The organism is Leclercia sp. M-A074-M, assembly GCF_965195605.1.
GTDB lineage: Bacteria > Pseudomonadota > Gammaproteobacteria > Enterobacterales > Enterobacteriaceae > Enterobacter.
This window is the reverse complement of sequence record NZ_CBDAHM010000006.1, coordinates 1-15,803: the sequence shown is the minus strand read 5'-3', so window position 1 is coordinate 15,803 and position 15,803 is coordinate 1. Positions and strand designations below refer to the sequence as shown.

The window sequence follows — 15,803 nt, the reverse complement described above, 5'->3', positions numbered from 1 at the left end:
CATTATCCCTAAAAAAACTGAACAACTTTATAATGTTAAGCCCGGGCGACGAGCGCCCGGGTCTTGTTATTAGCGCTAACCGGTGATGATGTGATTCTGGTTAACCAGCTCCTCATAAGTTGTCTGAACGTTATCCAGTGTTACCAGTGTAGTATTCGTGTAAATATTTGCCGCTCCGTCCCGGTCGACGGAGATCACGGTATTGCCATTGCTATTTGTGACGTGCAAATAGTTACCGAGCGTCGCGCTACTTCCGTTCCAGCCCACCAGCAGATCGCTGATATCGATCTTGTCTCCCTGCGCCAGTGAGAAGTTGGTCCAGTGGTCGTTACCGCCGTTGCCTGCCGTCCCGTTCCCCGCCGTGTTGTTCAGCACTTCGTAAATCAGCGTGTCGCCATAGGCGCTACCGGTGAAGGTATCGTTATGCTCCGTGCTGACGAACTTCGGTGCCATGTTGATGGTGAGGGTGGCGGTGTCGGTCGTGCCGTTATCGCCGGTCAGTTTGTAGGTAAAGGTCTCCTTCGTGGTCATTGAGGCCAGCGAGACGCCGCTGTTCAGGGTGTAGGTGTAGTGACCATCTACTCCGATGTTCAGCACCCCGTAATGCCCCTGAATGTTGGCGGTAGCGTTGGCCGTGGTGTACGGATCGAGGGTAGTGGTGGTGCCGTTATAGCCGGTGATGCTCAGACGGCTGTCTACCGAGTGCAGCTGATCCAGCACGCCGCCGGAATCCGTCCCGTCGAAGATATTGCCGGTGACGGTGTGGCCCGCGGTGGTGAGCTCATTGTTCAGGTAGACGGTAGTACCGGTGACGTATGGCGTGATGGAGATCTGGCCCACTCCCAGCGGCCCCATGGAGCCGGTAAAGCTCAGGGTGTAGGTCCCGGCGTCCAGATCCAGACCGGTGACGTTAATGGTCGCCACGCCACCCAACAGCAGGCCGCCATTGAATGAACCGCTTCTGGAAACCCCTCCCCCGGTAATGGTCCAGTTTACGTTCAGCCCGCCCAACGACAGCAGGGAGGCGACGTTAAAGTGGAGCACGATGTCATGCAGGGCGGTGTTGGCGTCCACCACAAACGTGCCGCTGCCGCTGCGGGAGGTTGGGGCCAGCAGGGCGGCGTTCCACGTTGCGTTACCCACCGTGTCATCGCGGTAGGCGGCAACCTGCGGGGTAGTATCCACCACCAGCTCGCGGCTGACGTCGTTCACCGCATCCAGCGCCACCGGTGTCGGGGTGATGTTCAGGGAGGCGGTGTCCTTATCGCCATTCGGTGCCGTCACGGTGTAGATGAAGCTGTCCGGGGTGCTGATTTGGTCGGCGCCCACCCCGGCGCGCAGGGTATAGGTATATTTGCCCTGGGCGTCGATCAGCAGTGTGCCGTACTCTCCCTCGATGCGGGTGGTGCCGGTGGCGTTCACGTTAACGCCGTTCACCTGGGTGACAAGCGTGCCCGCAGGCGCGATGTCACTTTGCAGCACGTCGCCGGTGGTGCTGGCGGTGGTGCTGGTGACGGCATAAACGTGGTCCTCAAGCACGTTCAGACGGTAGCCGGTCAGGGCGGTGATCCCCGAGACGGTGTTCATCAGGAAGATGTAATCCCCTGCCGGCAGGGTCAGGGTCAGCGGTGCCGAGGTGCCACCCAGCAGCGGCGCGCGCAGCCAGCCTGCCTCGGTGCGTACCCGCTCGTAGCTCTGGGTTGCCGGGTTGAACTTGTAGATATAGAGGTCAAACACCGAGGCCAGGGCCACCCCGCCGACGCTACTCTGGATGGTCATGGTGCGGGTGGTACCCTCCGCCACGCTGTACTTCATGGTCTCGCTACGATCGTCCAGCAGGTTGAGGTTCAGCACGTTGCCGAGGTTAACCCCCACCACGGTAAAGCCGCCCTGGCTTGACGGGCCGTAGTCGATGGACTGTACCTGCGTGCCGAAGGTCAGGGAGGCGGTGTCGTCCACCGCCGTCACGCTGTTGCGCACCGTGTTCTCACCCAGGGTGATCACCAGGCGGGCGTCGTCCGTGGCCCCTTTGCCGGCGATGTTATAGATGAAGGTGTCGGTCCGGCCCAGCACCGAGGCGCTGGTGTTGGTCAGGGTGTAGGTGTAGCTCCCGTCGGTGTGCAGGGTCAGGGTGCCGTACAGCCCGTTGATGGTGGTGCCCGCCGCCCCTGCCGCCACGTTGACGGTGACGCCGTTGGCGTTGGTCACGCTGGTCACCACCGTGCCGTTTGGCGCGCTGTCGCTGCCGCTCACCGGATCGATATCGGTGATGACGTTACCGTTTTGCACCAGCGTGCCGGACAGGGTACCAGCCGTGGTCTGGGTGACGTCCACGTCCAGGCTGGTGTATGACCCGGTTGCCAGCAGGTTGGTGTTGTAGCTCAGCACACGATACTGCCCGCCCGGCAGACCGGCCAGGTTCAGGGTCACGCCGCTGGCACCCAGGGTCAGCAGGTTGGCGAACTGCGGCAGGCCAGTATCCACTTCGGTGGTCCAGGAGCTGCCGTTCCAGCGCTGCACAATGATCTCCAGGGTGTTAAGCAGGGAGAGCACGATACCCGTGGCGCTGGCGTTGATCTCCATATCTGCGCTACCGCCGGTCGGTACGGTGAAGGTCACCTGGGCGGAATTCTCCCCCAGCAGCGACAGCACGTTGCCGACGCCGCCCACCAGCTGCACGCCGTAGTCGCTGTACTGGGCGGTGCTGGTGGTGGCGTTGGTGGTCAGGGCCAGCCCTACCACGTTGTCACTCGCGGACAGCGGCAGGTTTGGCGCAATCACCGTACCGGTGGCGGAGGTGTTGCCCGCCGCATCGGTGGCGGAAAGGGTGATTCGCTCCCCTTCGGACTGTCTGTCGAGGAAGGTGTAGCTCCAGTTGCCCTGGGCGTTAGCGGTGGTGGTCACCACGCTGTTATCGCTCAGCAGCAGGGTGATGGTGCTCCCCGCTTCGGCGGTCCCGCTCAGAACGCTGCCGTCGGCGTTAAAGGTTCCCTGCGGCGTGCCCGGGGCGACGGTATCCACGACAATCGAGCTCAGCGGCGTCACCGGGCTGGTGCCAACCGCATTGCCTGCGGTGGCGGTAAAGGCGTGAGGGCCATTACCCAGCGGCACGGTTGGGGTGTATGTCCAGACCCCGGCGCTGTTGGTGGTCACCGTGGCTAACAACACATTGTTGTCATACAGGGTGATGGTGGAGAGCGGCTGCGCGGTCCCGGTCAGCGTTGGGGTGGTATCGTCGGTGCGCTGCCCGTTGAGCAGATTGCCAATGATGCTGCCCACGTTGTCGTTGACGCTGGTGATGACTGGCGGATTCGGGATCACCGAGTACGGCACCCGCAGATCCACCGTCTGCCCCACGTTACCGGCCCGGTCGGTGGCGAAGAGGTGCAGCAGTTCGGCGTTCACCTGCGGCGTGGAGAGCGCGATGCTGAAGCGCCCGGACGCGTCGGCTACGCCGGTGCCCAACACGGTCACGTTGTCGGTGCCGAGAATGGTGACGGTGCTGCCCGCCTCGGCGGTGCCGTTAATCCGGCCCCCGCTCTCCAGTACAGTCAAGCCGCCCGGTGCCCCTGGGGCGATAGTGTCGACGGTGATGGCGGTGACCGGCGATGCTGCGCTGAGGTTGCCCGCCGCATCGGTGGCGGTGGCAGTAAAGTTATGTACTCCGTTGGTGAGGGCGGTGGTGGTCTGCGCCAGCGTCCACTGGCCCTGGGCGTTGGCCGTCACCTCGCCTACCAGCGTGGTGCCGTCGTAGATGCGCACTATTGCGCCCGCTTCGGCGGTGCCGTTGAGGGTTGGACGGGTGTCATTGGTCGGATTGCCGTTGATCACCGGGCCCTGGATCGAGCCGACGTCATCCACTACCGAGGTAATGACAGGCGCAGCCGGGGCGGTGGCATCGACATTCACGGTAAAGCCCGCGGTCGGCAGGCTGACGTTGCCCACCGCGTCGGTGGCGGTCACCGTCAGGGTGTGCAGGCCATCCGCCAGCGGGGTAGTTGGAGTAAAGCTCCAGGCGCTGTTGGCATCGGCCACCACGCTGCCGAGCAGCAGGGTGCCGTCGTAGATGCTCACCGTCGCGCCCGCTTCCGCGGTGCCGCTGAGGGTCGGTCTCGCATCGTTGGTCAGCTGGCCGCTGGTGAGGGTTGTCACCGCACCGACATCATCCACCACTGAGACCAGCACCGGCACCGCTGGCGGCTGGGTATCTACCGTCAGGCTGAAGGTATTGGACGGATCGCTGACGTTGCCCGCCGCATCCGTCGCCAACGCTGTAAAGTTGTGCGTGGCGTTGGTGAGCGGGGTGGTCAGGGCAATCGACCAGTTACCGCTGGCATCCGCGGTGGCGGTGCCCAGCAGGATATCGCCTTCAAACACCTGCACCCGGGCGTTCGCTTCGCTGGTCCCGGTGAGCACCGGCAGGGTGTCATCGGTGCGCTGCCCGCTGGGGAGTGCCCCGGTTATGCTGCCGACATCATCCTGGGCCAGGGCGATCACCGGTGCGAGCGGTTTGACGGTATCGACAATCACCGTGAACCCCGCCGAGGCTTCGCTGAGGTTGCCTGCCGCGTCGGTGGCGATGGCGGTGAAGGTGTGGCTGCCGTTACCGAGCGCCGTGGCCGGGGTAAAGCTCCACTCCCCGGCGGCGCTGGCCTGTACGGTGCCAAGGGCCACGCCGTTGTCATAGATCGTCACCGTGGCGCTGGCGGCCGCCTGGCCGGACAGGGTTGGGGTCGGATCGTCGGTCACCTGGCCCGAAACGGTGAGCGGCGTCTGGATGCTGCCCACGTTATCGGCGGCGGCCAGGATGGTCGGTGCCGCCGGGGCGGTGGTGTCTACCGTCAGGGTAAAGGCTGCGCTTGCAGGACCGGTGTTCCCCGCCGGATCGGTGGCGGTGAAGGTGACGCTGCGCAGCCCCTCGGCGAGGGCGGTGTCAGGGGTAAAGGTCCAGTTCCCGGCGGCGTTAACCACCGCGGTGCCGACCGCTTCTCCATCCACAAGGATAGTGACAATCGAGCCCGCTTCGCCGGTGCCGTTAAAGGTTGGGCGGGTATCGTTGGTGATGCCGCCGTTGTTCACCGTGCCGGTAAGGGTCCCGACGTCATCCACCACGTTTGCCAGCACCGGCGCCAGCGGCGCGACGGTATCGACGTTCAGGGAGAAGGCTGGAGAGGTGCCCGAGACGTTGCCTGCGGCATCGGTGGCGCTGACGCGCAGCTCGTGCGGCCCCTGGGCCAGATCGGTGTCCGGGGTAAAGCGCCAGTTGCCGCTGCCGTCCACCAGCGCGGTGCCGATCTGCTGGCCGTTATCCAGAATGCGCACGGTGCTGCCCGCCACGCCGGTCCCGGTCAGTTCCGGACGCGCGTCATTGGTGATCTGGCCGCTGACCAGTACGCCGGTGTTGCCCGCCACGTCGTCATTAACGCTGACCAGGACTGGCGTCGCCGGTGGCGTGATGTCCACGGTCAGGGTATAGGCCCCGGACGCTACGCTGACGTTGCCCGCCAGGTCGGTGGCGATGGCGGTAAAGCTGTGTTGGCCCTCCGGCAGCACCACCGTCGGAGTGAAGCTCCAGATCCCGCTGGCGTTGGCGACCACGGTGCCGAGCAGACGGGTGCCTTCATAGAGGGCGACGCTGCTGCCCGCTTCCGCGGTGCCCGTCAGGGTCGGAGTGTTGTCGTTGGTGCTGCCGCCGCTGACCACGTTGCCGGTCACCGGCCCGACGTCATCATTCGCTCCGGTAATAACCGGTGGTGTCACCACCGTATCCACCACCAGTGAGAACGGTGCCGACGGCTGGCTCTGGTTGCCCGCCGGATCGGTGGCGGTGAGGAGCAGGGTATAGGTGCCATCCGCCAGCGGCTCGGCGGGGGTGAAGCTCCAGGCTCCGGTTGCGCTCACCGGTACGGTGCCGAGCACGGTATCACCGGCATAAATGGTGATTACATCCCCCGGTGTCGCCGTGCCGTTCAGGGTTGGCTGGTTGTCGTTGGTCGGGGTACCGCTAACCACTGAACCGGTGACGGTGCCGACGTTATCCACCAGCGTGCCCAGAGCAGGTGCCGCAGGCGGGGTGAGGTCGATATTCACCGTCGCCTCTGGCGACTGGCCGCTGGTCTGGCCGTCGACGGTAGCGGTGACGCTGAAGCTGTGGCTGCCTTCGCTCAAGGCGGTGGCAACCGGCAACGTCCAGGCCCCGGTGGTGGCATCGGCGGTGACGGTGCCCAGCGGCGTGGTGCTGCCGTCGAGATAAACGGTCACCACGCTGCCCGGGATCGCCGTGCCGGTAAGGGTTGGCGTAGCGTCGTTGGAGCTCAGGCCCTTGACGTTGATGCTGCCGCCGGTGCCGTTGTCATCCACGATGGCGTCGATAACCGGCACGTCCGGCAGCGCTGGCGTAGCCGGAACGTCATACGATCCCGGCAGGCTGGTGTTGCCCGCCACGTCGCTGGCGGTCAGGCTCAGGGTGACCGCGTCGCTTTGCGGCGGGGTCAGGGCGACGGAGAACTGCCCCTGGGCGTTGGTGATGCCGGTGCCCAGCACCACGTTGCCCGGGCCGGTCACCGTAATGATGGAACCCGCTTCGGCGGTCCCGGTCAGCGGCGTACCGCCGGAGACAATCCCGGTCACCACCGGCGCACCCGGCGCCTGGGTATCAACGATCAGGTTAACCGGCGTGCTTTCGCTGGTGTTGCCCGCCGCATCCCGCGCCACCACGGTAAAGGTGTGCGGGGCATCGGAGAGCGGGGTGCCGTCAGGGATCGGCAGCGTCCACTGGCCCTGGGCGTCGGTCTGCACCTCGCCCAGCGGTTGTCCGTCAACAGAGACGGTGATGGTGCTGAGCGGCTCCCCGGTCCCGCTCAGGGTCGGGGTGCTGCTGTTGGCGTAGAGCTGGCCGCCTGCCAGGGTGCTGTCGGAGATCGCCAGCAGCTGCGGGATGGCAGGAGGGAGGGTGTCAATGGTGAAGGCGAAGTCGCTCCCCGCCGCGCTGACGTTCCCGGCAACATCCACCGCCGCCACGGTCAGGGTGGTGGGGCCATCTCGCAGTTCCGAAGTGGTGATGCTCCAGATGCCGTCAGTGACCTGGCCGCGTCCCACCTCAATGCCGTTGCTGTAGAGAATCACCGTGGTGCCGTTCTCTCCGGTACCGGTGACGGTTGGGGTATTGTCGTTGCTGCTGCCCCCCGCCGTAATGTTGCCGGTGACCGGACCGACGTTGTCATCCACGATGCCGATAGTTGGGATCGCTGGCACGACGCTGTCAACGGTGACGGTCATGCTGCCAGATACCGGCGATGCGTTGCCCGCCGGATCGGTGGCGGTCAGGGTGAAGCTGTGGGTGCCCTCCGTCAGCGGCAGGTCCGGACGCCACGTCCAGTTGCCGTTGATGTCGACCACCACTTCGCCCACCGGATTGTTTCCGTTGAGGGTCTCGTCATAGATGGTGATGATGTCGTCCGGCGTGCCTGTGCCGCTCAGCACCGGACGGGTATCGTTGGTGGCGCCGTTGTTGGCTACCGGGCCGGTGATATCGCTGACGTTATCCGTCACCACCGGCAGCGCTGGCGTCTCTGGCGCTTCGGTATCGATGGTGATGCTTACCGGCTGGGATGGCGCACTCTCGTTACCCGCGCCGTCGCTGTTGGTCACGGTCAGGCTCAGATCGTAGGTGCCGTTAGGCAGATCCGCAGGCGGCGTCCAGGTCCAGGTCCCGTCCGGCTGCACGGTGGTTTCACCGATAGGGGTGGTACCGTTATAGATGGTGACGAGATCCCCCTCATTCCCGGTCCCGCTCAGGGTTGGGGTGGTATCACGGGTGCTGCCCCCACCGGTAAGCGGGGTCTCGCCGCTGCCGTCCGGGTTGACGGTGATAGCCGGAATCTCCGGCGTGGCAGGCGGCACGTTATCCACCACCAGGTTAAAGGTGCCGGAGGTGGCGATGTTGCCCGCCGCATCGCTCACCGTGGCGGTCAGGGCGTGGGTGCCGTTCCCCAGCGGCGTGGTGAGCTGTACGCTCCATGCTCCCGTCGCGCTGGTGGTGGCGGTGCCCAGCAGGGTGGTGCCGTCATAGAGGTTAATCTGCGCGTTCGCCGGACCCGTTCCGCGGATCAGCGGCAGATTCTCATCGGTCGGCTGGTCGCTGAGCACGTCGCCGGTGACGCTGCCGGTATTGTCCACGGCCAGGGTGATGACCGGGGCGGCTGGCGGTACGGTATCGATAGTGATGTTAAAGGCGGCGGACGGCTCACCGGTGTTCCCGGCGGCATCGGTCGCCACCACGGTGATGACGCGTAGCCCCTCGCCGAGCGCCTCCGGCGGCGTGAAGGTCCATTCGCCCCCCGCGCCCACCTGGACAGTACCCACTTCCTCGCCGTCCACCCGAATGCTGAGGGTGGTGCCCGCCTCCCCGGTCCCGCTCAGGGTTGGCTGGTTGTCGTTGGTGGCGCCGTTATTGCTGATGGCAACCGGGCTGCCGGAGAGATCGTTGATCGCCTGGGTAATGACCGGGGCGTCCGGGGCGGTGGCATCCACTACGATGCTCCAGCTGTTGGACGGCGCGCTGTTGTTGCCCGCGGCGTCCGCCGACTGCGCGGTCAGAACGTGACCGCCATCAGGCAGCGGTGCCGTCAGCTGGATCTCCCAGGTTCCCTCTGCGCTGACCTGGGTGGTGCCAACCAGATCCGTGCCGCTGTAGAGCAGGATAGTGGCGTTGGCAACGCCGGTGCCGCGCACCAGTGGCGTGTTGTCATTGGTGGTCTGCCCGTCATTGATGGTGCCGGTATACGCACTCACGTTGTCCACCACGTCGGTGATCGCCGGAACGGCAGGCGGCGTGGTGTCCGGAGCGACGATCTGGCCTTCCGCGCCGGTGTTCCCGGCCCGGTCGGTTGCCGTTACCGTCAGCAGTTCCCCATTCTGTTTTGGCGTGGTGAGGGTAAGGGAGAAGTTGCCGGTCTCGTCAACGACCCCGGTGCCAATCACCGTGTCTCCATCGCGCACGGTGATGGTGCTGCCCGCTTCGCCCTGGCCGGTGAGGGTATTGCCGTTGTTGAGCACGGTGAAGCTGCCCGGCGCGCCCGGGGCGATAGTGTCAACGGTGATCGACGTAACCGGTGACCTCGCGCTGAGGTTGCCCGCAGTGTCGGTGGCGGTGGCGGTGAAGTTATGCACCCCGTCGATGAGAGCGGTGGTGGTCTGCGCCAGGGTCCACTGGCCCTCGGCGTTAGCGATCGTCTCGCCCACCAGGGTGTCGCCGTCGTAAATACGCACGATGGCCCCCGCTTCGGCGGTGCCGTTGAGGGTCGGACGGGTATCGTTGGTCGGGTTGCCGTTGAGAACAGGCCCCTGTACCGAACCGATGTCATCCACAACCGAGACGATGGCAGGCGCTGGCGGCGCGATGGTATCCACGTTGATCACAAATCCGCTGGTCGGCGGGCTGACGTTGCCCGCCGCGTCGGTGGCGGTCACCGTCAGGGTGTGCAGACCGTCGCCCAGTGGGCTCTGCGGGGTAAAGATCCAGGCGTTGTCGGCCCCGACGAGCGCCGTGCCCAGCAGGGTGGCGCCGTCGTAAATGTTCACCGTGGTGCCCGCCTCTGCCGTGCCGCGCAGCGTCGGGTTCGCATCGTTGGTCAGCTGGGCGTTGTCGAGGATGCCTCCGGCGCCGACATCATCAGTGACCGAAACCAGTACCGGCGCCGCTGGCGGCTGGGTATCGACGGTCAGGGTGAAGGCGGCGGATGGATCGCTGGCGTTGCCCGCGGCATCAATGGCTACCGCCCTGAAGCTGTGCTGAGCATCGCTGAGCGGCTCGGTGAGCGTGGCCGTCCAGTTTCCTTGCGCATCCGCCACGCCAACGCCCACCAGGGTTTCGCCTTCAAAGATCTGTATCCGGGCATTCGGCTCGCTGGTGCCGGTGAGCACCGGCAGGGTGTCGTTGGTGCTGCTTCCGCTGGCGAGCGCGCCGGTGCCCGGGGCGACGTCATCCTGGGCCAGGGCGATCACCGGGGCTACCGGTTTAAGGGTATCGACAATCAGGGTGAAGCCCGGCGAGAGCTCGCTGACGTTGCCCGCCGCGTCGGTGGCGCGGGTGGTAAAGGTATGGCTGCCGTTGTTGAGCGCCTGGTCTGGGGTGTATGTCCAGTCACCCGCTTCGTTGGCCTGCACGGTATCGATCAGGGCGCCGTTGTCATAAATATCCACCGTGGCATTGGCTTCAGCCCTGCCGCTCAGGGTCGGGGTGGTGTCGTCGGTGGTCTGGCCGGAGGTGGTGATCGGGTTCTGGATCGTCCCGACGTTATCGCTGATGGCGGTGAGGGTCGGCGCCGTTGGCGCCTGGGTATCCACCGTCAGAACAAACGGCTCGCTGGCATCCCCGGTATTTCCGGCGACGTCAGTGGCGGTAAAGCGAATGCTGCGGGTGCCCTCTTCCAGGGGCTGATCGGGCGTGAAAGTCCAGCTGCCCGCGGCGTTAACCACCGCGGTGCCGATCTCCCGATCGTCAACAAGGATACGGATCGTGGCACCCACTTCGCCGCTGCCGGTAAAGGTTGGACGGGTGTCGTTGGTGGTATCGCCGCTTGCCAGCGTGCTGGTGGCCGCGCCGACATCATCCACTACGGTGATCACCACTGGCGCCAGCGGGGCGGCGGTATCCACGTTCAGCGTGAAGGCTGGTGAGGTGCCCGAGAGGTTGCCTGCGGCATCGGTGGCGCTGACGCGCAGATCGTGCGAGCCCGGTGTCAGATCGGTCCCAGGGATAAAGCTCCAGTTGCCGCTTTCGCTGACTAAGGCGGTGCCGATCTCCACGCCGTTATCGAGAATATGCACGGTGCTGCCCGCCACGCCGGTCCCGGTCAGTTCCGGGCGGGTGTCGTTGGTGACCTGGCCGTTGGTCAGCGGCCCGGTGCTGCCCTCCACATCATCGTTGACGCTGACAATGACCGGGGTGGCCGGTGGGGTCATGTCCACGAACAGCGTGTAAGCACCGGATACCGGGCTGACGTTACCCGCGCTGTCGGTAGCCACTGCGGTAAAGCTGTGCTGACCTTCCGCCAGCACGCGGGTGGGGGTGAAGCTCCAGGCGCCCGTGGCGCTGGCGGTGACGGTACCCAGCAGCGTAATGCCATCGTAGATCGCCACGCTGCTGCCCGCCTCCGCGGTGCCCGAGAGGGTAGGGGTGTTGTCGTTGGTGCTGCCGCCGTTAGCCACGTTGCCGCTGGCCGGATCGACGTTGTCGTTAGCGCCGGTGATAAGCACTTCGCCCGCGCTGGTATCCACCACCAGCGTGAACGGTGCCGAGCGCGGACTTTCGTTGCCCGCCGGATCGGTGGCGGTCAGGGTCAGGCTGTAGGTGTCATCATCCAGCGGCTGGGCGAGGGTAATGCTCCAGGCCCCGGTGTTGCCCACCGTTGCCGTACCGAGCACGGTGTCGCCTGCATAGAGGGTAATGACGTCGCCCGGCGTCGCTGTGCCGTTAAAGGTCGGCAGATCATCGTTAGTCGGTCTGCCGCTGACGATGGCGCCCGAAACCGGGCCCACGTCGTCCACCACGCTACCGAACGCCGGGGCGGATGGCGGGGTGATATCGATATTGACCGTCGCCTCCGGCGACAGGCCGCTGGTCTGGCCGTCAACGGTGGCGGTGACGCTGAAGCTATGGCTGCCCTCATCCAGGGCAGTTTCAATCGGGAACGACCAGGCGCCGGTGGTGGCGTCGGCGGTGACGGTGCCCAGCGGCGTGGTGCTGCCGTCGAGATAGAGTGTCACCTCGCTGCCCGGGATGGCGGTGCCGGTGAGGGTCGGGGTGGTGTCGTTGGAGCTGCCGCCTTTAACGTTGCCGCCGGTACCGTTGTCATCAACAATCTCGTTGATGACCGGCACCTCCGGCAGCGCTGGCGTAGCCGGAACGTCATACGATCCCGGCAGGCTGGTGTTGCCCGCCACGTCGCTGGCGGTCAGGTTCAGGGTGACCGCGTCGCTTTGCGGCGGGGTCAGGGCGACGGAGAACTGCCCCTGGGCGTTGGTGACCCCGGTGCCCAGCACCACGTTGCCCGGGCCGGTCACCGTAATAATGGAACCCGCTTCGGCAGTGCCAGTCAGCGGCGTACCGCCGGAGACAATTCCGGTCACCACCGGCACGCCCGGTGCCTGGGTATCAACGATCAGGTTAACCGGCGTGCTTTCGCTGGTGTTACCCGCCGCGTCGCGCGCCACCACGGTGATGGTATGGCTGGCATCGCTCAGCGTGGTGCCCTCGGGCAGCGGCAACGTCCATTGGCCATCGGCATTGGTCTGCACTTCGCCTACGGCGTTGCCGTCGATAACGACGGTGATGGTGCTGAGTGGTTCACCGCTGCCGCTCAGGGTCGGAGTGGCGTTGTTCACATAAAGCTGGCCACCGGCCAGGGTGCTTTCAGAGATCGCAAGCAGCTGTGGGTTACCTGGCGGTTGGGTGTCGATGGTGAAGGCAAAATCGTTGCCCGCGCCGCTGACGTTCCCGGCAGCATCCACCGCCGCCACGGTCAGGATAGTCGGGCCATCTCGCAGTTCCGGAGTGGTGATGCTCCAGCTGCCGTCAGTGACCAGGCTGCGTCCGACCTCCACGCCGTTGCTGTAAAGGATCACGGTGGTGCCGTTTTCGCCGGTACCGGTGACGGTCGGGGTATTGTCGTTGCTGCTGCCGCCCGCCGGGAGGTTGTCATCCACGCTGCTGATAACCGGGATCGCCGGTACCTCGCTGTCGACAGTCACGGTGATGGTGTTTGAGATCGCCGAGACGTTACCCGCCTCGTCGGTGGCGGTCACGGTAAAGCTGTGCTGCCCCTGGGCCAGCTCGTCATCAGGTCGCCAGCTCCAGTTGCCGTTGATGTCGACCACCGCTTCGCCCACCTTGACGTTGCCCGTGGCGGTCTGGTCGTAGATGCTGATGGTGTCATCTGGCGTGCCCGTGCCGCTCAGTACCGGACGGGTATCGTTAGTGGCGCCGTTGTTGCCAACCGGGCCGGTAATTTCACTGACGTTATCGGTAATTACCGGGGCGGCAGGCTGATCCGGCGCGTCGGTATCGATGGTAATGCTCACCGGCTGCGACGGGGCGCTCTCGTTGCCCGCGCCATCTTTGTTGGTCACGGTCAGGCTGAGATCGTAGGTGCCGTTAGGCAGTCCTTCTGGCGGGGTCCAGCTCCAGCTCCCGTCTGGCTGGACGGTGGTTTCGCCGATTTTGGTAGTGCCGTCGTAGATGGTGACGATGTCGCCTTCCGTACCGGTACCGCTCAGGGTTGGGGTGGTGTCGCGGGTGCTGCCGCCGGAGGTGAGGATCGCTTCCTCGCCGCCGTCAGGATTGACGGTGATCTCCGGTAGCGCCGGAGTGTTCGGGGCGAGGGTATCCACCACCAGGTTAAAGCTCTCCGAGGTGGCGGTGTTGCCCAGCGCATCGCTGACGGTGGCGGTAATGGTGTGAGTGCCATTCCCCAGCGGGACGGTCACTTGCAGGCTCCATTCGCCCTGCGCATTGGTGGTGGTGCCCAGCAGAGTGGTGCCTTCATAGAGGGCGATCTGCGCGTTCGCCGGGCCGGTGCCGTAGAACACCGGACGGGTTTCGTCGGTGGGCACGTTGTTGCCCACATCACCCTGCACGCTGCCGGTGTTATCTGCCACCCGGGTAATGACCGGGGCGGCGGGGGCGGTGGTATCAACGGTCAGCGTAAAGGCGTCGGAGGCGGCGCTGTTATTCCCGGCGGTATCTTTCGCCACCACCGTGATGGCGTGCTCCCCATCCTCAAGCGCCGTCGCCGGGGTGAAGTTCCACTCGCCGCCGCTGCCCACCTGCGCGGTGCCCACCTCCACGCCATCCACCAGAATAGTGATGGTCGACCCGGCTTCACCGGTGCCGTAGAGGGTAGGGCGGTTGTCGTTGGTGGCGCTGTTGTTATTAATCACGCCAGCGGAGTCAGGCAGATCGTTGATCACCTGGACGATGGCAGGCGTACCCGGCGCGGTGGCATCGAGAATAATGCTCCAGGTGTTGGACGGGCCGCTGCGGTTGCCTTCACTGTCCACCGCTTCCGCCCGCAGGACGTAGCCGCCGTCCGCACCCAGCTCTGTTTGCGCTGACCAGTTGCCGTCCGCATTCACTACGGCAGAACCGACCACAACGTCGCCGCTTAAGATGTAAATGGTGCTCCCTGGTTCCCCGGTGCCGGTGATAACCGGACGGGTGTCGTTGGTGATCTGACCCTCGAGAACCAGGCCAGTAACATCATCCACGTCATCAACCACGCTGTTGATAATCGGCGCCTCGGGCGGGGTAACGTCCGGGGCGGCAACGGTGCCCTGCGGCCCGGTATTGCCCGCGGCATCGGTGGCGGTAACCGCCAGTGCCTCACCGTTGAGCCTTGGGGTGCTGAGAAGAATATTGAAGTTGCCGTCAGCGTCCGCCACCCCTCTGCCGATCACGTCGTCGCCATCGCGGATGGTGACGGTGCTGCCCGCCTCCGCCTTACCGGTAACGGTGGCGCCATTCAGGGAGATTTGCAGATCGGTTGGCGCGTCAGGCGGGGTGACATCCCCCACCACCGCAGTGGCGGGCTGGCTCTGGTTCCCGGCGGCATCGGAGGCCACCACGTTGAGGGTATCGCCTTCGTTTTGCGCCTCGTCGAGGGGGATCGTGAAGTCGCCGTTGGCATCGGCAGTGCCGCGGCCAATTTCGTCCCCGGCACCGTTGGTGATGATGATGTTACTGCCCGGCTCGGCGGTACCGACGACCTCGGTGCCGCCCGGGATCAGGCTAATGGTTGGCTGGTCCGGTGGTGTACGGTCGATGGTAAAAGCAAACGGCTCGGAGGGGGCGCTGGTGTTGCCCGTGAGATCCGTTTCCGTCAGGGTGAGGGAGTGTGGCCCGTCGGCAAGGGGCGTCTCCGGAGTAAAGCTCCAGGTGCCGTCTGCGCCGACAACGGTCTCGCCTACGAGCTGGCCGTTATCATAAATCCGGATGGTGCTGCCCGCCTCACCGCTGCCGTTCAGGGAAGGGCGGTTGGCGTCAGTGGTCTGCCCGGCGGCAATGACTCCCTGTATCGTGCCGGTGGTGTCATTCACCGTCACGCCGGATGGCGCATTCGGCGCGACGGTATCCACGGTAAAGCTGAAGGCCGGGGAGGCCGGTCCGGTGTTACCCGCGCCGTCGGTGGCCCGGGTGGTGATCTGATGCGCCCCTTCGCCCAGCGCGCTGGCCGGGGTGAAGGTCCAGCTACCCTCGCTGTTGACCTGCGTGGTGCCGATGGCGTTGCCGTTGTCGTAAATCGTGATAGTGGCACCGGGTTCGCCGCTGCCGCTAAAGGTAGGGCGGGCGTCATCGGTGGTCTGGCCGCTGGTGAGCGACCCGGTTACGTTGCCCACGTCATCGACCACGCTGGCGACAACTGGCGCTGCGGGTGGGGTGGTATCTGCGGCGGTCACCGGGGTGCCCGGGCCGACGTTGCCTGCGCCGTCGGTTGGCGTGACGGTCAGGGTTTCCCCGTTGGTATAAGGCTTGCCGAGATCGACGGTGAATTCGCCGTTGCCGTTGGCCTGGCCCCGACCGATGACGTTGCCGTTGGCATCGGTAACGGTGAGGGTGCTGTTGGGTTCGGCGCTCCCGCTAAGCTGGGTGCCATCTGCTGAGAATCGGAGGTTGGCGGGTGCGCCCGGCGGGGTGGTGTCGTTCGGGCTGCCCGGGAGGTTGGGGCTCCCGCCGTTGTCGCTGCCACCGCCGTTATCAATGCCGCCGTCACCGTCGCCATTACTTCCGCCACCACCACCACCAC

The 15,803-nt window shown here is 65.3% G+C and carries 1 protein-coding gene; it reads right to left on the bottom strand.

What is annotated here, in order from left to right:
• Positions 1–75: 75 nt before the first annotated feature.
• The coding region (locus ACOKCT_RS13290; protein ID WP_420193556.1) for a BapA/Bap/LapF family large adhesin at positions 76–15,803 on the bottom strand (15,728 nt) is incomplete at its 5' end.